Source organism: Methylobacterium hispanicum (assembly GCF_022179285.1).
GTDB classification, from domain to species: Bacteria; Pseudomonadota; Alphaproteobacteria; order Rhizobiales; family Beijerinckiaceae; genus Methylobacterium; species Methylobacterium hispanicum.
On sequence record NZ_BPQO01000023.1, the window covers coordinates 1 to 18,214 of the forward strand.

Annotated in this window: 14 protein-coding genes and 2 pseudogenes; 3 read left to right on the forward strand and 13 right to left on the reverse strand. The window is 70.5% G+C overall.

All coding sequences use genetic code 11. The features are described 5' to 3' along the window. Positions 1-93 precede the first annotated feature (93 nt). From MFF56_RS22445 to MFF56_RS22480, 8 genes and pseudogenes are all read right to left on the reverse strand, one after another. Positions 94-2,628 (reverse strand): ATP-binding protein, encoded by a 2,535-nt coding sequence (locus MFF56_RS22445; protein WP_238231185.1) that lies wholly within the window; start codon positions 2,626-2,628, stop codon positions 94-96. A gap of 103 nt (positions 2,629-2,731) precedes the next feature. Beyond that, positions 2,732-5,527 (reverse strand): annotated as a pseudogene (locus MFF56_RS22450) (hybrid sensor histidine kinase/response regulator). A gap of 143 nt (positions 5,528-5,670) precedes the next feature. Continuing rightward, complete coding sequence (locus tag MFF56_RS22455) at positions 5,671-7,536, reverse strand: hybrid sensor histidine kinase/response regulator (RefSeq protein ID WP_423452050.1); 1,866 nt, start codon at positions 7,534-7,536, stop codon at positions 5,671-5,673. A 124-nt stretch (positions 7,537-7,660) separates the two neighbouring features. Continuing rightward, positions 7,661-8,086 (reverse strand): annotated as a pseudogene (locus tag MFF56_RS32405) (PAS domain-containing protein); the annotation flags it as partial. Between the two features lie 148 nt (positions 8,087-8,234). Continuing rightward, a complete protein-coding gene (locus tag MFF56_RS22465) occupies positions 8,235-8,594 on the reverse strand; it encodes a hypothetical protein (protein WP_012452109.1) in 360 nt (119 codons plus the stop codon). Between the two features lie 53 nt (positions 8,595-8,647). Then, entirely contained in the window at positions 8,648-8,884 is a 237-nt protein-coding gene (locus MFF56_RS22470) for a hypothetical protein (RefSeq protein ID WP_012452110.1), read from the reverse strand. A gap of 221 nt (positions 8,885-9,105) precedes the next feature. Next, positions 9,106-10,044, reverse strand: coding sequence for a lipase family protein (locus MFF56_RS22475; protein WP_012452111.1), 939 nt, complete (start codon positions 10,042-10,044; stop codon positions 9,106-9,108). 122 nt (positions 10,045-10,166) lie between these two features. Next, positions 10,167-11,543 (reverse strand): deoxyribodipyrimidine photo-lyase, encoded by a 1,377-nt coding sequence (locus MFF56_RS22480; RefSeq protein WP_041371810.1) that lies wholly within the window; start codon positions 11,541-11,543, stop codon positions 10,167-10,169. A 196-nt stretch (positions 11,544-11,739) separates the two neighbouring features. Here MFF56_RS22480 and MFF56_RS32320 point away from each other — a divergent pair, with 196 nt between their 5' ends. From MFF56_RS32320 to MFF56_RS32330, 3 genes are all read left to right on the forward strand, one after another. Continuing rightward, entirely contained in the window at positions 11,740-11,973 is a 234-nt protein-coding gene (locus tag MFF56_RS32320; protein WP_338101732.1) for a DUF2252 family protein, read from the forward strand. Then, the gene (locus MFF56_RS32325) at positions 11,862-12,284 is read left to right on the forward strand and encodes a DUF2252 family protein (RefSeq protein WP_338101734.1); all 423 of its coding nucleotides are present in this window, start codon (positions 11,862-11,864) and stop codon (positions 12,282-12,284) included. Before MFF56_RS32320 ends, MFF56_RS32325 begins: the two co-directional genes overlap by 112 nt. Before the next feature lie 76 nt (positions 12,285-12,360). Beyond that, a complete protein-coding gene (locus MFF56_RS32330; RefSeq protein ID WP_373324154.1) occupies positions 12,361-12,942 on the forward strand; it encodes a DUF2252 family protein in 582 nt (193 codons plus the stop codon). Here the strand turns inward: MFF56_RS32330 and MFF56_RS22490 are convergent. From MFF56_RS22490 to MFF56_RS22510, 5 genes are all read right to left on the reverse strand, one after another. After that, the gene (locus tag MFF56_RS22490) at positions 12,918-13,994 is read right to left on the reverse strand and encodes a patatin-like phospholipase family protein (protein ID WP_012452114.1); all 1,077 of its coding nucleotides are present in this window, start codon (positions 13,992-13,994) and stop codon (positions 12,918-12,920) included. The genes MFF56_RS32330 and MFF56_RS22490 overlap by 25 nt on opposite strands. 48 nt (positions 13,995-14,042) lie before the next feature. Beyond that, entirely contained in the window at positions 14,043-15,221 is a 1,179-nt protein-coding gene (locus tag MFF56_RS22495; RefSeq protein ID WP_012452115.1) for a zinc-dependent alcohol dehydrogenase, read from the reverse strand. 61 nt (positions 15,222-15,282) lie between these two features. Next, positions 15,283-16,284, reverse strand: coding sequence for an SDR family oxidoreductase (locus tag MFF56_RS22500; RefSeq protein WP_012452116.1), 1,002 nt, complete (start codon positions 16,282-16,284; stop codon positions 15,283-15,285). A gap of 97 nt (positions 16,285-16,381) precedes the next feature. After that, entirely contained in the window at positions 16,382-17,089 is a 708-nt protein-coding gene (locus tag MFF56_RS22505) for a cation:proton antiporter (protein WP_238231190.1), read from the reverse strand. 11 nt (positions 17,090-17,100) lie between these two features. Then, on the reverse strand, positions 17,101-18,204 hold the full coding sequence (locus tag MFF56_RS22510) for a cation:proton antiporter (RefSeq protein ID WP_158022264.1): 1,104 nt from the start codon (positions 18,202-18,204) through the stop codon (positions 17,101-17,103). Positions 18,205-18,214 lie beyond the last annotated feature (10 nt).

The following is an 18,214-nucleotide window of genomic DNA, read 5'->3' on the forward strand; positions in this document are numbered from 1 at the left end:
CCGGCCGCCTTGATGTCGCGACCGGCCGTCTTGCCTGCGTCGCCTGCCTCATGGCCGCCAACGCCCTCAACAATCCAGCCTGAGGTTTCGTCCTCAAACAGGCTCTAAGGTCCGGTGTAGCTGCTCGGCCATGGCGGAGAGCACGCCGTTGAGGTCGACGGGGTGTGCTTCCAGGCGCTGCTTGAGAGAGAAGGCGAGCAGTTGCTCAGTGAGCCTGGCACCGCGCTGCGCGGCCTGCATGGCATTGTGCAGGAGACGCAACGCGCGCTCGTCCGTGACCTTGCGCTCGGCAAGCTCCAAGGAGCCCATCACCGCGGCGAGCAGGTTGTTGAAGTCGTGCGCGACGCCTCCCGTCAGTTGCTCGATGGCGTCCATCTTGCGCGTTTGCACAGCCTGTTCCTGTGCCTCGGCACGGAGGCGCGACAGCTCCAGGTTGGCCCGGACGCGCGCCTGGAGCTCCCGCGCCGAGAACGGCTTCACGAGGTAGTCGTCCGCGCCGGCCTCCAATCCCTCGACGCCGGCCTCGGCGCCCGCGCGGGCGGAGAGCATGATCACCGGCACCGTGCGTAGGGCGGGATCGGCCCGGACTGCCCGGGTCAGCGCGATGCCGTCGAGCACCGGCATCATCACATCGGTGAGCAGCAGGTCCGCCGGCGCCTTGCGCAACGCTTCCAGGGCGGCGGCGCCGTCACCGACCGCGACCACTTGGTGGTCCCGCCCGAGCAGGCGCTCGGCGTAGGCACGCATGTCGGCGTTGTCATCGGCCAGGACGATGCGGGGCCGACCATCCCCGGAGGGTGCCTCTTCGAGCGAGCCCCGAAGGGATACGACGTTGGACGGCACTTGGGGCAGCCATCGCAAGGCTTCCTCGACGTAACCGCGGGCCTGGCCTTCGTCGGGTGCCGCCCCTGCCTCGACGACCCTGTCAGCGGGCAGGTGGGAGCGCCCGAAGGGAAGGGTCACCGTGAAGGTCGTGCCCTGACCAAGCGTGCTGCGAACCTCGACGTCCCCGCCGTGGAGGGAGACGAGGTCGCGCACGAGCGCGAGGCCGATCCCCGAGCCCTTGTGCGAGCGGCTGCGGGTGCCCTCGATGCGGTGGAAGCGGTCAAAGACGTGCGGCAACGCCTCGGCGGGAATTCCGACACCGGTGTCGGCCACCGTCAGGCATACGTCTGCCGGACCCGGCCCGAGCCGGACGTCGATGCTGCCGTGGAAGGTGAATTTGAAGGCGTTGGACAACAGGTTGAGGACGACCTTCTCCCACATGTCCCGGTCGACGAAGACGGTCTCTGGAAGCGGAAGGCAGTCGACGCGTAGGGCAAGGCCGCCCCGTTCGACCGCCGAGCGGAAGGTGCTCGCCAAGTCCGCCGTCAGGGCCGCGAGGTCGGCCGGCGCGAAGGTCGCCTCGACGCGTCCGGCCTCGACGCGCGAGAAGTCGAGCAAGGTGTTGACGAGCCTGAGTAGCCGGAGGGCGTTCCGGTGGGCCACCTCAAGCTCCTTGCGGCTCCCGGGCGCGATGCCGGGGTCCCGCAAGGCCTCCTCAAGGGGGCCGAGCATCAAGGTCAACGGGGTGCGGAACTCGTGGCTGACGTTGGAGAAGAACCGCGTCTTGGCGCGGTCAAGTTCGGCCAGGGCCTCGGCGCGTCGCCGCTCCTCCTCGTAGGCGCGCGCATTGCGGAGCGCCGTCGAGACCTGCCCCGCCACGAGATCGAGGAAGCCCCTGTAGCCTTCGTCGAGCGCGCGGCTCGGGCTCACGCCGAGGATCAGCACGCCCAGCGGCTCCGAGCCGGCCTCGCCCGCGAGCGGCACGACCAGCGCGTCCTCCACGGGGTCGCCCCACAACCCTCCCGCCATGCCGAGGGTCGTGCCGAGGCCGCCCACCCCTACGGTCTCGCCTGCGAGCGCCCGCTCAAAGGGCCAGGTCGCCCCTGCCTCCGCCGAGGCCAGGGGATGGGCGGCATCGATTCCGACAGCCGCGCCCTGACGCAGGCTGCCGTCGGGCTCGCGCAGGAAGACGAGCGCGAAGGGCACGTCGAGCCTCTCGCCGGACAGCGCGCGGGCTACGTCCGCGCAGGTCGCGTCGACGTTACGGGTCTCGCCCGCGTTGGCCGCCAGGTCGCGCAGCAGGCCGAGCCGACGCTCGCCCACGACCTGGGCGGTGACCTCGCTGCACACCGCCAGCATGCCGACGATGCGGCCGTCGTCGTCCTCGGCCGGCGCATGAGAGACGCTGAAGTAGGCTTCCTCCCGGTAGCCGGCCCGCTCCATCAAGAGCGGCAGGGCCGCCGTCCAGTTGGCCTCGCCGGTCTGCATCACGCGGGCGATCATCGGGCCAAGCGTGTCCCAGGACGCCGCCAGCGTGACACGGATGTCGCCGCCGAGCGCGTTGGGGTGCCCGGCGCCGATGAGCTTGGCGTAGGCGTCGTTGTAGACCTGGGTGAACTCGGGGCCCCACGTCAGGATCATCGGGTACTGCGAGGACAGGAGCGTGCGAACGGTCGAGCGCAGGCTCTGCGGCCAGGCGGCCACGGGACCAAGAGGCGTCGCCGACCAGTCGAGGCCGCGCGCGAGCGCCCGGACCTCCCCAGTACCCCGGAACAGCGTGGCCGCGGCTTCAGCAAGGGTCATTGTCCGCTACCCTTCTCCGCGTCGCACCTATCCCTCCATGCCTCGGCCATGGCCGCCACGCGTCCCCGCTCCCTCAAACCTCGTCGCAGCCGACAGATATGGGTCACGCCTCGATCATGTCCCGGATACGCGACGCCAAGGCCTCCATCACGAACGGCTTCGTGAGCACCTGCATGCCGGGCTCCAAGTAGCCGTTACCCACCGCCGCGTTCTCGGCGTAGCCGGTGATGAAGAGCACCTTCAGGCCGGGCCGTGTCACCCGGGCCGCGTCCGCCACCTGCCGACCGTTCATGCCGCCGGGCAGGCCCACGTCGGTGATCAGCAGGTCGACGCGCGCGTCCGACTGCAGCACCCGCAAGCCGGACGGGCCGTCCGCCGCCTCGATGGCCGCGTAGCCCAGGTCCTCCAGCACCTCGGCCACCAGCATGCGCACGGACGGCTCGTCGTCGACGACGAGCACCGTCTCCCCTGGCTCGGCCCTGGGCGCGTCGGCGAGGTCCGGAAGGTCCCCGGCGGCGGAGACGTCGCCGTGGTGGCGCGGCAGGTACAGGCACACGGTCGTGCCCTGCCCGATTTCCGAGTAGATGCGCACCTGCCCGCCGGACTGCTTGGCGAAGCCGTAGATCATGCTGAGACCAAGTCCGGTACCCTGGCCGATGGGCTTGGTGGTGAAGAACGGGTCGAACGCCTTGGCGACCACATCCGCGCTCATCCCCGTGCCGGTGTCGGTGACGCAGAGCGATAGGTATTGTCACGGTGGCAGGTCGCGTTCGCGGGCGGCATGGTGGTCGAGCCACCGGTTTGCAGTCTCGACCGTGATGCGTCCGCCCTCGGGCATGGCATCGCGGGCGTTGATGCACAGGTTCAGCAGCGCGTTCTCAAGCTGGCCCGGGTCCACCAGCGCCGGCCAGAGGCCGCCTGCGCCGACCACCTCGATGTGGACGGCCGGGCCCACGGTCCGGCGGATGAGTTCCTCCATGCCATGGATGAGGCCATTCACGTCGGTCGGTCTCGGTTCGAGGGTCTGCCGCCGCGAGAAGGCGAGCAGGCGATGCGTCAGCGCGGCGGCCCGCTTGGCCGCCCCTTGCGCGGCCGTCATGTACCGGTCGATCTCGGTCAGGCGGCCCTGGCTCATGCGCGTCTGCAGCAGTTCCAGGCTGCCGGATATGCCGGTGAGCAGGTTGTTGAAGTCGTGGGCGATGCCGCCGGTGAGCTGGCCCACCGCCTCCATCTTCTGCGATTGCCGCAGCGCCTCCTCGGTCTCGGCGAGCGCCTGCGCCGCCTCCTTCTCGGCCGTGACGTCCCGCCCGACCGCGTGGATGCGGTCCTCGGCTGGTACGGCTGTCCACGAGAGCCAGCGGTAGCTGCCGTCCTTGTGCCGGTAGCGGTTCTCGAAGCGCAGGGTGGTCCGGCCCTCGGACAACTCGCCGACCTCGGCTAGCGTGGGCGCGACGTCGTCCGGGTGAACGAGATCCATGAACGCGCCGCCGACGAGGTCGCGCTCGTCCCAGCCGAGCAGCGTCGTCCAGGCCGGATTCACCGCCTCGATGGTGGCGTCGTAGCGCGCGACGAGCATGATGTCGGTGGAGAGCCGCCACATGCGGTCGCGGTCGGCGGTGCGCTCGGTGACGAGGCCTTCGAGCTCCTCACGCGAGCGTGCGAGCACGTCCCGCGCCTCGACGATGTCCTGGATGTCGGTGCAGGTCCCGAACCAGCGGGTGACCTGCCCTGTGGCGTCGCGCATCGGCAGGGCGCGGCCGAGCGTCCATCGATGCTGCCCGGTATGGTGGCGTAGGCGGTACTCGATCCGGTAGGGCTCGCCGCTCGCGAGGGACGCGCTCCACACCTCCCAGGTCCGTTCCCGGTCGTCGGGATGGACGATGCCCTCCCACGCCGCGCCGTCCGTGGTGCCAGCCGGCACGCCGGTGAAGTCGTACCAACGCTGGTTGTAGTAGTCGTGGTAGCCGTCCGCCCTCGTCGACCAAACCATCTGGTCGATGGAGTTGGCGATGGTCTGGAACCGCGCCTCGGCCTCGCGCAGCGCGTCCTCGCGCTCCCGGCGCTCGGTCACGTCGCGGTAGAACAGCGCTAGCCCCTCCGGGTGCGGGTAGGCGCGCACCTCCAGCCAGACGGCGTGCCCATCCGGCCAGACATAGCGGTGCTCCAGCGTCCGTGAGACGCGCTCCCGCATCACGCGCAGGTACATCTGCCCGATGGGCATGGCCTCGGAGCCCGGGTAGACCTCCCAGTGCGAGCGGCCGACGACCTGATCCGGCGGCCTCTCCTCCAGCCGGAGGCCCTCGGCGTTCATCTGGAGGATGCGGAAGTCTTGGTCGAGGAGCATGAAGCCCTCGCCCATGCCCTCCAGCAAGCCCGAGGCCCGTGCCTCGCTGGCGCGCAGGGCCTCCTCGGCCCTGACCCTGGCTGTGGTCTCGGTGCAGGAGCAGAACATGCCGCCCACCGTGCCGTCCTCGTTCCGGATCGGCGAATAGGAGAAGGTGAAGGTGGTCTGCTCGTCGTAGCCGTGGCGGTTCATCGTGAACGGCAGGTTCTCGGCCCAGGTCGCCTCGCCGGCCATCGCGCTGTCGACGAAGGGCGTGATGGCCTCCCAGATCTCGGGCCAGATCTCGCGGAAGCGGCGACCGAGGGCAGCCGGGTGCTTGTCGCCCAGGATCTCCGCGTAGGCGTCGTTGTAGACGAAGGCGAGGTCCGGCCCCCAGGCGGCGAACATCGGGAACCTGGAGCCGAGCATCAGGCTCGCGACCGAGCGCAGCGCCTGCGGCCAGGTTTCCGGCCAACCGAGCGGCGAGGACGACCAGTCGTTGGCCCGCATGCGCTCCCCCATCTGCCCGCCTCCCGACAGAAAGGCGGCGGTCGTGGATGGGGAGGTCTCGGACATGCTCTGCGGTGGGGCCTGGATCGGGAAAGCGGCGGGCAGGGTTGTCTTCCCCCCGGCCAAGGATTCGGTGGGGGCCATGATACGTGGTGGTGGCGAGTTTGCGGCGCTCCGTGTGGCAGGGTCGTTGAGCTCGGGTCCTGCCGTCACGGGCCGCCGCGCCCCCCAGTCACGCGCTGCAGGATGTGCGAGAGCTGCCTGGCCGAGTAGGGCTTGTGCAGGAGCTCGAAGCCGTGGCCGCCCTCCTGCGCCAGCACGTGGCTGTAGCCGGACGCCAGGACCACCGGAAGGCTCGGGAAGCGGCGCCGGATCTCGCGCGCAAGCTCAACCCCGTTCATGCCCGGCATCACCACGTCCGAGAACACCGCGTCGAACCCCGCGCCGTCCGGGCCGAGATGCGCCAGGGCCTCTCCGGCGTTCGCCGCCCAGGTCGTCTCGTAGCCGAGGTCCTCCAGGATCTGGGTTGCGAAACGCCCCACCTCCACGTTGTCCTCGACGACAAGCACGCGCTGGCCCGTGCCGCCGTCCGCGGCGTCGGGCTCCACGGTCCGCAGCTCCTCGCCCCGGGCGGCGTCGACCTGCGGCAGGTACAGGGTAAAGGTCGAGCCGCGTCCGGGTGCGCTCGCGACGTCGACGTCACCGCCGGACTGCTTGGCGAAGCCGAACACCTGGCTCAAGCCCAACCCGGTCCCCTTGCCGACCTCCTTCGTGGTGAAGAACGGCTCGAAGATGCGCCCGACCACGTCGGCCGGGATGCCGGAGCCGGTGTCCGTCATGGACACGGCGGCGAAGGGCTCGGGCGCTGGGGCATGTCCGCGGATGGCGGGCTTGCCGACCCCGCAGGCCAGGCGCAGCGTCAAAGTGCCCTCTCCGTCCATCGCGTCGCGGGCGTTGACGGACATGTTCACCAGCGCGGTCTCGAACTGGCTGCGGTCGGCGCGCACGAAGCAGGGCGCATCCGGCAATTCGGTGACGACCCGGATGCGCGCGCCCGTGACCGTGTCGAGCATCTCGGCCACGCCGCGCAGAACGGCAACGAGGTCGAACGCCTCCGCCTTCAACGCCTGCCGTCGCGCGAAGGAGAGCAGCTGCCCGGTCAGCTTGGCGGCCCGGTCGACGGTGTCCGAGACCGCGTCGAGGTAGCGGGCCTTGCGGGCCTCGGCCAAGTCGGGCCGGCGCAGGAAGTCGACCGACGAGCGGATGATGGTCAGCAGGTTGTTGAAGTCGTGCGCCACGCCACCGGTCAATTGCCCGATGGCCTCCAGCTTCTGCGACTGGCGCAGCGCCTCCTCCGCCTCGTGCAGGGCGACCGCGCGCTCCTTCTCGGCGGTGACAGCGCGTCCGTAGGCGTAGACGATGTCGCCCTCGGTGGCGGTGTGCCACGAGATCCAGCGCGGCGTCCCGTCCTCGTGCCGGTAGCGGTTCTCGAAGGCGGTGAGGTCGTCGTCCGTGGCGGCGTAGGACAGCGCCGTGCGCGTCACGACGTCGTCTTCGGGCCAGACGAATTCTTGGAAGCTGCGGCCCACCACCTCCGCTGGGTCGTGGCCCAGGATCGTCCTCCAGGCCGGGTTGACCGCGCGGAAGACGCCGTCGACGCCGACCACGACGAGCAGGTCGCGCGAGTTGCGCCAGACCCGGTCGCGCTCGGCCGTGCGCTCGGCGATGCGCCGCTCCAGCGCCTCCTCGCGGGCGTGCTCCTCGGTGACGTCCTGCGCGATGCCGCCCAGATGCCGGAGGCAGCCCTCCGCGTCGCGGATCGGGAAGCCGGTGTCGCGGATGTGGCGCACGGCCCCGTCCTCGGGCCGCACGATGCGGTACTCGACCGTGTGTGTCTCGCCGGAAAGCAGGCGCGGCATGGCCGCGAAGGCGCGCGCACGGTCGTCAGGGTGCACCAGCGAGGCCCAGCGTCCGAGGTCGCCCATCACCAGCTCGCGCCGGTCGCCCCAGACCCGCTCGTAGGCCGGGCTCAGCCACTCCAGCCGGCCGCCCGCGGGGTCGGCGATCCAGAGCACCGTCGGCCGAGTTCTCCGCGAAGGAGCGGAAGCACTCCTCGCTCTCGATCAACCCGGCCGCGGCGCGCACCCGCGCGGTCGTCTCCTGCGCCACGTTGAGGATGCCCGCGGCGCGCCCGTCCGCACCCAGGACCGGGTTGAGGCTGTATGTGAAGAAGACCTCGTCGGGCGTGCCGTCCCGGTCGAGCACCAGCCGCTGGTCCTGCACCTCCACGGCGCCCTCGCCGGCGAGCACCCGGGCGAACATGGGTTCGAGCTCCTGCCATGCCTCCGGGAACACCTCCCGCGCCGGGCGGCCCAGCGCGCCGGGATGCTTGCCTCCGACGAGCGCGCCCCAGGCGTCGTTGTAGAGGATGGCGAGGTCGGGCCCCCAGTAGAGCGCCATCGGGGCCGCGGCCTGGAGCGCGACGCCCACCAGGGTGGCGAGCGCCGCCGGCCACGCCTCGGCGGGCCCGAGGACGGTGGCGGACCAGTCGTGCGCCCGCATCCGGGCGGCCATCCCGCCGCCGCCCGGAAACAGGTTCGTTGTTTTCGCCGGCTCGCCGTCCATCCCGGGGTTGTCGTCCCATGCAGTCAGGCCCCTCTTGTGGGAGAGATGCCGCACACGGCACAAGCCCGTTCTCGAATCGTACGCGTCCCTTGCGCGCCCGGCACCAACGGATCCCCAGCTACCCGCATCGGTCTGCCGCCGGACGGGCTTATCGGATGGGTCCCGGCGATGTGCGGGGCTCCAGGCTCCAAGGGGACCGAACCTCGTACACGATGCCGTCGTCGTCCCCGTACGGCGTGCCGGACGCCGCGGTCGACGCGATGGCCCGGAGCAAGGCGTCCGCGGGGACCCGGTCGGCCAGCACGAGCACGGGGCCGACCCCGACCTCGCCGCCGTCGGCGAACGCAAGGCGTCCGGCCACCAGGGCACCGGCCATGTCCGCGAGAAGCTGGCGGTCGGCGGGCCTGAAGGCCGCCAGCGCCAGGGCATCCTGGTCGTACGCCGTGACGAGGGCGTCGTCCGCCTGGATCGCGCCGTGGAAGGCCTCGCCGTCCCGAAGGTCGCGCAACCGGATGCCCCTCTGCTTCGCCCGCCAATCGGTGGCGAAGGGGTCGTTGAGGATCAGCAGGGTCGCGAGCTTGGGGTCGTCGTGCTGGACGAGGACCCATCGGGGCTTGGCCCTTTCGGGCGGCAGAGGCCGTCCTCGACCGTCGCCGCGTCGTCGGGCACCCCAAGCCAGTCGCGCAGCCCAACGCAATCGCCGACATGCTCGGCCGCAGCGTCATGCCCGAGCGCCACGCCCCAGGGCGCCTGGTCGAGGCCCAGAAGTACCACGCGGTTGTCGTTCCCGGCCTTCATCGATGCGGCTCCGGGCATGCCGCCCCAGCGGGGCCCTGCCGAACAGTGATCGCCCAAGTAGCCTCAAAGGCAAGGCTCGCGGGCGACGGAGCGCGCCGGCTCCGCCGTCCAAGTCATCGCCCGCGCGCAGACCGGCCACGTGATCCGCAGCGGCTCGGCCAGCGCTGCCGCAGGCATCTGCGTATACCTGTGTCGCCGGCTCGTCCGCCGTGCGTGCACGTTCATGCCGTGGCGGCAAGGCCCTCAGGAGGTGCAAACGCTAGCAAGCGCGGTTGAACGCATTCGGAGCGCTCCTCGTCTCGGACCGCGGCAAAGGCACGGGCCACGCGCGAGAACTCCGGCGTGCGGAGGTAACCGTAGGACTTGTGGTGGTTCGCCTCGCCGTTGGGCCGCAGGTAGCCGTTCACGACCCGCCGGTCGACGATGCTCACGCCGGTGTCGCTCGACCCGTAATCCGCGTCGAGCGCCCCCATGATGGCGACCACGTCCTCGCCGTCGGCAAGGTTGGTCCAGGCCGAGACGTTGTTCGGCACCCTGATCGCCCCATGCTCGGCCTCGAACTTGAGCTTCACCTTGGCGAGGCCCAATGGAGAGCCGGCCGTGACGAGGTGCTCGACCTTCAGGGAGGGATCCTCGCGCTCCAGCAGCCGCAGCGCATCGTAGGCGATCACCGATCCCATCGAGTGCGCCACGAGCAGGATGCGACGGTCGCGGTACGCCCGCAGCCTCTCGATGAGCCGGGCCCGCACGTCGCGGGCGAAACCCGCTTCCGAGTGGTAGTGCCAGAGGTCGTCGAAGCGGTGTTCCAGGATGACGTCGTCCACGAGCGTGACGCCGGTCGCCTCCTCGATGAGGTCGATGCCGGCGTAGACGGGTGCCAGTACATCCTTCGCCGTGACCGACGGTGCGTCCTCGCCTCCGGGAAGCGGACCGGCTCCGGCGTAGGGACGATACGGCTCGCGATTGTCGTCCTCCGGAAGCGGCGCGTCGTAGCGCAAGTCGGCCCAGTAGACGAACTCGAAGAGGAAGTCGGGATCGACCAGCCCTTCGTTGCGGGCCAAGCCTTCCGCGATGGCTGCCTTCCACCACCGCGTCTTCTCGTCGGCCGGCGGTTTGTTCGCGAGGCCGTGGATGCCGATGACGACGCGACCCGGCTCCATGACGGCTGGTGCCTCCTCGTTGTGTCGACGCGGCCCGGAGTGTTGCGACGCGTCCCGGAGCCGTGCAGTAACGCGGATGCCCAGGAATCCGATGCACGAGGCTCGTTTCCTGGATGATCGGGTCAGGAACGCTCCTCGGCGGCGAGGCGCTCGACCTCGCGCACGTAGCCGTCTGCGTCGAACTTCTTGAGCGTCGCCGCTCCCAGCGAGCGCACGTTCCCGTACACTGGCCGCGGGCCCCAGGGGCGGTCGTGCAGGCCGAAGAGCCAGGTCACGTTCGTGAACGAGTTCGCGTCGCGACCGTCGATGAAATACTTGTTGTTCAGCCGCAGCGCCGTCTCGAACGCCTCCTCGGGCGACGCCGACCACTCCAGGATCTTCTTGCCCCAATACATGCGCATGTGGTTGTGCATGTAGCCGGTCTCGCGCATCTCCATCATGGCCGCGTTCCAGTAGCGGTCGTGCGTCTCCCCGCGCTCGAACTGCTCGGGCGTGTAGAGGTAAGGCCGCGGATCGCCGCGATGCGCATCCAGCGTCTTGCGCGCCCAGGCCGGCGCGGCCTCGTAGGAATCGTAGTTCGGCTCGTAGTAGATGTGGTTCATCGCGAGCTCGCGCCGGACGATGAGCTCCTCCAGGTACGCCGCCTTGTCGTCCTCGCCGCCCGTCGCGGCAGCCTGGACCTTGAGCGCGATAGCGACCGGCGAGATCTGGCCGTAGTGCAGGTACGGGCTCATGTGCGAGGCCGCGCCTGCCTCCGGCCGCCCCCTGATCTGGGCATAGTGGTTGAAGCGGGCGTCCAGGTAGTGGCTCAGCGTCGCCTCGGCCTGCGTGGTGCCGCCCTTGAAGCGTCGCACCGGCCGCACGCTCTGGTCGGCCTTCAGGCTGGCAACGAGCCTCGGCACGTCCGAGAGGTCGAGCGTGCTCTCGAAGCTGAGATGGTCGGCCCGATGGGCGACCGACCGTTCCTCCAGCGGCACGAGGTATTCGGGCAGGAGCCGGCGAATCTTGGGCCGCAGGGTGCGGGCAGCGACCTCGTGCTTGGGCGAGGCGGTCTCGACGGGCACCACAACCTCGCCCTCGACCTGCACCACGCGGCAGGGCGCCCGGGCGGCGAAGTCGGCGTAGAAGCGACGCACCGGCTTCAGGTAGTTGCGGTCGCAGATCACGAGCGCCGCGTCCGCCGCGTAAAGGAGCGCGGTCTCGACCGGCGGCTGCCGGCGCGCGACGTAGGCGATGCCGCGCTTGGCGAGCTCAGGCCCGACCTCGGCCATGCCCTCCAGCAGGAAGGCCCAGTGGCGGGCGTTCGCCTCGGGAATGCCCTCGGCGAGCCCGTAGCAGACCAGCACCGGCAGCCCGCGCCCGTTGGCCTCCTCGACGGCGTATTCCAGGGCCGGGTTGAAGCGGGCGCGCTGGGACAGCCCCATCCAGTACAGGACGTAGGAAGCGCCATCCCGCGCGGGCAGGTCGTTGAGCGGCTTGATGCGGGTTGGCTGGATCATGCGCGACGGATTCCGTGTCGGCGTGGGCGAATGGCCGGCGGCCTCCTCCCACATAGGGCGGCTCGACCGAGAACGCGCCGCACGCGCGGCACGCCTCGGTAATCCACAGCGAAGACGAAACAGCGCATGTTGCCCACATGTTCTCGTGCGTTGATGGGCACGGCCAGGGGTGGTCCTTGTGTGCGTAGGTGGTGGGATGCCTGAGACCGGAAGCTACGGACCTGAGGAACGCGCCGCCGTGCTGGAGCGGCAGCGTACGCTGAAGATGGCGAAGTCGGCCCACGCCTACGTCCGCGGCAACACCCTGCAGTTCTACGACTGGCTCGATGGGCTCCCGCGCGGCACCCTGCCGGAGGGCCTCCGGTCTGGATCTGCGGCGACTGCCATCTCGGCAACCTGGGCCCGCTGGCCGACGCGGAGGGGCGTGTAGACATCCAGATCCGCGACATCGACCAGACCGTCGTCGGCAACCCGACCCACGACCTCGTTCGCCTCGGCTTGTCGCTGGCGAGCGCCGCGCGCGGCTCCGACCTGCCCGGCGTGGTCACCGCCCGGATGCTGGAGGAGATGGTCCGCGGCTACGCGCAGGGCCTCGCTGGCTTCAAGGCGGACGGGGCGCCGCCCGAGCCGGACGTGGTGCGCACCGTGCGCCGGCGCGCCCTCGGACGCGAGTGGAAGCACCTCGCCCGCGAGCGTCTGAAGGACGTCGAGCCCTCCATCCCGCTCGGTCGCAAGTTCTGAGCGCTCGACGATGTAGAGCGGGGCGCCTTGCAAGGCCTGTTCGAGGAGGAGCGGGTGCGCAGCCTCGTACCTGGCGCTGAACCGACGCGGCGGCCAGTCGATGGTCCGCCTGATCGACGCGGCGTACTGGATGAAGGGCTGCTCCTCACTCGGGTTCCTGCGCTACGCCGCGCTCGTGCGCATCGAGGACCAGGGCAAGCGGAGGCTCGCGCTCGTCGACCTCAAGGAGGCCGTCGAGCCCGCCGCACCGGCAACCCCGGGCGCGGAGATGCCCGCCGACCCGGCCGAGCGCGTCGTGGCCGGGGCGCGGGCGCTCTCGCCGAACCTGGGCGAGCGCATGCTGCCGGTGAGCCTCCTCGGCAAGCCGGTGGTGATGCGCGAGCTCGCGCCCCAGGACCTCAAACTCGACATCGACCAGTTCAGCCGCGAGGAGGCCGTGCGGGCGGCGCACTACCTCGCCCACGTCGTCGGCAATGCGCACGGCTGGCAGATGGACGAGGCCACCCGTTCGGGCTGGCGTGACGAGGTCCTGCGAGGCACGGACGGCGGGTCGCAGGCGCCGAGTTGGCTCTGGTCGAGCGTAGTCGAGCTCGCGGGCCGGCACGAGGTCGGCTACCTCCAGCACTGTCTCCGCTACGCGACCGCGGAGGCCGCTTGAGGCGTAGTGGCCTTCGGCGCTACGAGGCCGTCCGGGAGGGTCAGGTAGCCGAACCGGCCGCCCGCGCGCTTCCCGGGCCCCAGCAGCCCCAGGCCGTGCTCCGCGTCGCGGCGGCCTGCGGCCCAGCGGTCGCGGATGGAAGACGGCGAGAAGTCGAAGCTCTTGGCCGCGAGCTCGTCCGCGCCGGTCTGGTAGACGAGGTGAAGCAGCGTCACCGCCGGTCCCGCGGGATCGAGCCGCTCCCGCAGCGCGTACTCTCGCCTCAGCCCCGCAATCGCCCGACGCGGGGGGCTGGCGAAGATGAGGTCGTTGGCGCGCTCCAGAACCGCGTCGAGGGAGGCGGGTCGCGGCGCTCGCAGGGAGAACAGGTCGGAGGCGATGCAGAGAAGGTCCCGCTCCGGCTCGTTCTCGAAGAGCGGGTCGAGGGGCAGGTTGTTGGTGTAGCCCGCGTCGCATAGGACCCGGCCATCCACCTCGACGGGCGGAAAGGCGGGCAGGATGGCCGTGCTGGCGAGGATGTGCTCGGGCCGGACCTCCTGGCGTGCGGTATCGAAGTAGACCTCCTCGCCGGTCTCGATATCGACGCAGCCCACCGTTAGGCGCGTGCCGCCTCGGTTCAGCCGCTCGAAGTCGATGAGGCGCTCCAGGGTCCGCAGCAGGGGCTTGTTGTCGAACAGGGCCACGTCATTCGGCACCCATGGGAGGGCCGACCATAGGCCGGGTAACCGGTGGCCGAATATGCTCGGTCGCCCCCAGGCGAGCGCCAGGAGGGCGTGCAGGCCGTTGTAGACCTGGCGCGGCTTGAGCAGCCCGGTCGGGCTCGGGCCCGTGGCCAGGGTCGCCTCGTCCCAGAACGCCCGGAGCTTGGCGACCCTGTCCTCGGGGGCGTTGCCCGCGACGATGGCGGCAGTCACCGCGCCGATGGAGGCGCCCACGACCCAATCGGGCCGGAGCCCGTGGCCGTGCAGCGCCTCGTAGGTCCCGGCATGGTAGGCGCCGACGGCGTTGCCGCCGGCGAAGACCAGGGCCAGGTCGCGTGTGTCGTCCAACATCCGTGCCTTCGTGCGTTGAGGCCGTCGCCGGCCATGACCCGGGTGGCGTCAGCCGTGCGGCTTGAACACGACCTTGGTGCAGTTGTCCTTCTTGTCCCGGAACAGGTCGTACAGCGCCGGGCCCTCCTCAAGGTTCGTCGAGCGGTGGCTGATGATGAAGGAGGGGTCGATGTCGCCGTTCTGTATGCGCTCCAGCAGCGGCTTCATGTACCTCACCATGTGGGTCTGGCCGGTCTTCAGGGTCAGGCCCTTGTTCATCAGGATGCCGAGGGCGACGGGACCGACGGGACCCGCGAACACGCCCGGCATCGAGACGTTTCCGCCGGGCCTGCAGGCGAGGATGGCCTGGTTGAGCGCATAAGGCCGCTCAAGGCTGACCGTGTGCTCCATGATGGCCGAGGTGACCTTCTGCAGCGTGGTGTCCGCCCCGTGGGATTCCATGCCGACCGCCTCGATGACCGAGTCCGGGCCGAGGCCCTTGGTCATCTCCATCAGCGTGTCCTGCACGTTCTCCTTGGACAGGTCGATGGTCTCCGCGCCGGCCTCGCGGGCGAGCGCCAGGCGCTCGGGCACGCTGTCGATGGCGATGACGCGCTTGGCACCGAGCAGGTAGCAGCACTTCACCGCCAGCACGCCAACCGGGCCGCAGCCCCAGATGGCGACGGTGTCCTCAGGACCGATGTCGCAGTGCTCGGCGGCCTGGTAGGCGGTTGGGAAGATGTCGGACAGGAACAGCACCTGCTCGTCGGTGAGGCCCTCGGGCACCACGATGGGCCCGACGTCGGCGTAGGGCACCCGCAGGTACTCGGCCTGGCCGCCCGCGTAGCCGCCGGTGATGTGGGAGAACCCGAACAGGCCGGCGAGCGGGTAGCCGTAGGTCTCGGCCTGGAGCTTGCCGTTCGGGTTGGTGCGCTCGCAGCAGCTCCAGTTGCCCCACTTGCACTGCCGGCACTCGCCGCAGCAGATGGTGAAGGGCACCACGATGCGGTCGCCGACCTTGAGCTTCGCGTTGTCCTTTCCGACCTCGATGACCTCGCCCATGGTTTCGTGGCCGAGGACGTCGCCGCATTCCATGGTGGGCATGAACCCGCCCATGAGGTGCAGGTCCGAACCGCAGATTGCGCAGGCGGTCACCTTGATGATGACGTCGCGCCCGTGCTCGATCTTGGGGTCGGGCACGGTCTCGCAGGTGATCTTGCCCCGGCTCTGCCACGTGAGTGCTTTCATGGTCGGTCGCTTCCGTTCGTTGGGGGTTCGGTTTCGGTCAGTAATCCGGGCGCGTACCCGGTCAGCGACGGCGCTGCCTGGGTCGCGTGCCGAAGATCACGGCGGCCGTCGCGGCCAGGCCGGCGGCGACCACGCTGGCGGTCGCCAGCGGGTGCAAGGTCGCCCGAGTGTAGGCGCTGGTGCGCACGACGTAGACGGGCGGGTCGCCGCGAACCTCGCCGGCATGCCGCGGCGCATGGAGGGCGCCCTGCGGGTCCCGCGGCTCCTCGGCACGCTTTTGCAAGGCGATGATGGCCGGCGCCAGCTCGTCGTAGGCGCCCGGCGCGAACTCCTTGCCCATCACGAACATCTTGCCGCCGCCGCCCACGAAGATGTCCCGCTGCGGGTGCACGGCGGCGTGCAGGATGGCGTTGGCCACCTCCTCGGGCGGGTAGATCGGCGGCGGCAGCGTCGGCTCGCGGTCCATGTAGTTGCGGGCACGCTGCGGCAGCGGCGTGTCGATGGACGCCGGCTTCACGAGGGTGACCGAGACCGGCGCCCGGTCCGCGATGAGCTCCATGCGCAAGGTGTCGGTGAAACCCTTCACCGCGTGCTTCGAGGTCGCGTAAAGGCCCTGAAACGGGAAGGCGAGGTCGGATGCGATACTGCCGACATTGATCAGCGCGCCACCGCGTTTCCGCAGGTGCTCGACGGCCATCAGAGAGCCATTCACCGTACCCCAGAGGTTGGTCTGGATCAGGCGCTCGTGATCCTTGTAGGCGATCTCGCGCAACGGCCCGTAGACGGTCAGGCCGGCGACGTTGACCCAGGTGTCGAAGCCGCCGAACGTCGCGATTGCTTTGTCGGCGATGGCCTGGACGTCCTCGCGCCGGCCTACGTCGGCGACGACATAGGTTGCGTTCGGGCCGAGCTCGTCGGCGACCCGGGCGAGCACGTCCTGGCTGCGCGCGGCGAGCACCACCCGGGCGCCGCGCTTGGCGGCCATGTGGGCGGTGGCCAAGCCGATGCCGCTCGACGCGCCTGTGACGACGATGACCTGCTCGCGCAGCGCCTTATGCGCCATGTCCGGTTCGCTCCTTGTCGACCCTGAACGGTGCCCGGCATGTCTACGCGCCAGACGCCGAAGCGTTGCAGCCCCAGCGCGTTCCGTGCCTTCGGGTCTAGGCCGTGCCGGCCATGACCGGCTCGCGGACGTCGCCATGACGCGCCCCGTCTGAGGGAGCTGGCAGGAGCAGACGGTCGCCGTCCGCCGTCCGGGCCATCTCGTGGTCCGGCGAGGGGAAGTCGAGGCTCCCGTCCGACCGGATGACGAGCAGGCACCGCGCGTCGCGGACCTCTGAGCCGGCTAGCTCGATCACGAACCGCCAGCCGGCGGCGTGTCTCCCTGCCAGGGCCTCGAAGTCGAACCCGTTCGCCAGCACCTTCCCGCGCGAGTCCCGGCTCACGCCGGTCTCCGCGTGCAGGAGGTGGTCCGCGGACGGCGCGAGTTGGTAGACCCGCTCGCGGCCGAGTTCCGGCGCGAGGCGCGTGCAGACGAGCGCGTTGTAGAGCTCGTCCCGGGTCGCCGCGAGCAGCCGGTCCGGCGGTTGGTCGGCAAGCCCTTCCTCGGCCTCGCGCGACAGGAGCTCAGCCTGCAGCGTCGGCACCCCGCCAGCCCGGGCCGCGCGTAAGGCCCCGGGATAGGTGTCGACCAGCAGCACCGGCACGCCGGCGCGGTGCAGCGCCAGGGCGAGGTCGCTTGACCAGGGCGAGGCGCCGACGACGGCAAGCCGCTCCGCATCCGCGGCGACCGAGAGCCCGAACCGGCGTGCCAGCGGCGCGAGCGAGAACCCATGGGCGAGCACGGTCGCGACGATGACGGCGAACACCGTCGGCTGGATCAGGTGCCTCCCGCATAGCCCGCCTCGCTGAGCCTGGGGCCGGCGAGGCCGGCGACCGCGGCCGCCACGATGCCGCGCGGGCCGATCCACCCGACGAACAGGCGCTCGCGCCAGGTCAGGTCGCTGCGCCACGTGGCCAGCCAAAGCGCCGCCGGCCGCACCACGAACAGCGTCGTGGCCGTCAACGCGATGACCGGCAGGGAGAGCTTGCCCAGCACCGTGAGGTCGAGGTCGGCGGTGAGGACGACGAAGAGGCAGGAGACCAGGAGGACGACCAGCGCCTCCTTGAAGCGGCGCAATTCTGCGATGCCCGGGACGTGCAGGTTTGCGAGCGCGATGCCGAACACGGTCGCGCCGATCAGCCCGGCCTCGTGCATCAGGAGGTTCGGCACCGCGTAGGCGACGAGCGCCAGCGCCAGCAGGAGCGGCGTCTTCAGGGTCTCCGGGACAAGGTCGCGCCGGAACGCCCAGGCCACGAGGAAGGCCGAGCCGACCCCGAGGACCGCGGCGGCCCCGGCGCCTTCCGCGAGGTGCAGCGCGAGGTCCGTCACGGCCTCCTCGCCCGACCGATGCGGTAGGCCGACCAGGATCTCGATGACGATGGCGGTCAGGATGGCGCCGACCGGGTCGTTGACGATGGCTTCCCACCTCAGGAATGCGGCGGAGCGCCGCTCCAGGCGGGCGTGGCGCAGCAGCGGCAGGATGACGGTCGGGCCGGTCACCACAAGGATGGCCCCGAACACAGCCGACGGCCCCCAGAGCATGCCGCCGACGAGGTGGGCGGCGACCGTGCCCAACACGAAGTTGATGGGCAGGGCGATGGCGGTGAGCCGGAGCACGCCCTCGCCGGCGGCACGCAACTCGCGGAAGTCGAGCGCGAGGCCGCCCTCGAACACCACGATGGCCACGGCCAGGCCGATCAGGGGACGGAGGTTTGGCCCGAACGCCTGGGACGGATGGAGGAGGCCGAGCACCGGCCCGACGAGGAAGCCGAGCCCGAGGAGGAGGACGATGGCCGGAATGCGGAAACGGGAAGCGATGACCTGGGCTGCGATGCCGCCCGCGACGATGCAAAGCACCGCCGTCGCCACACCCTGTTCCATTCGCGAAGCT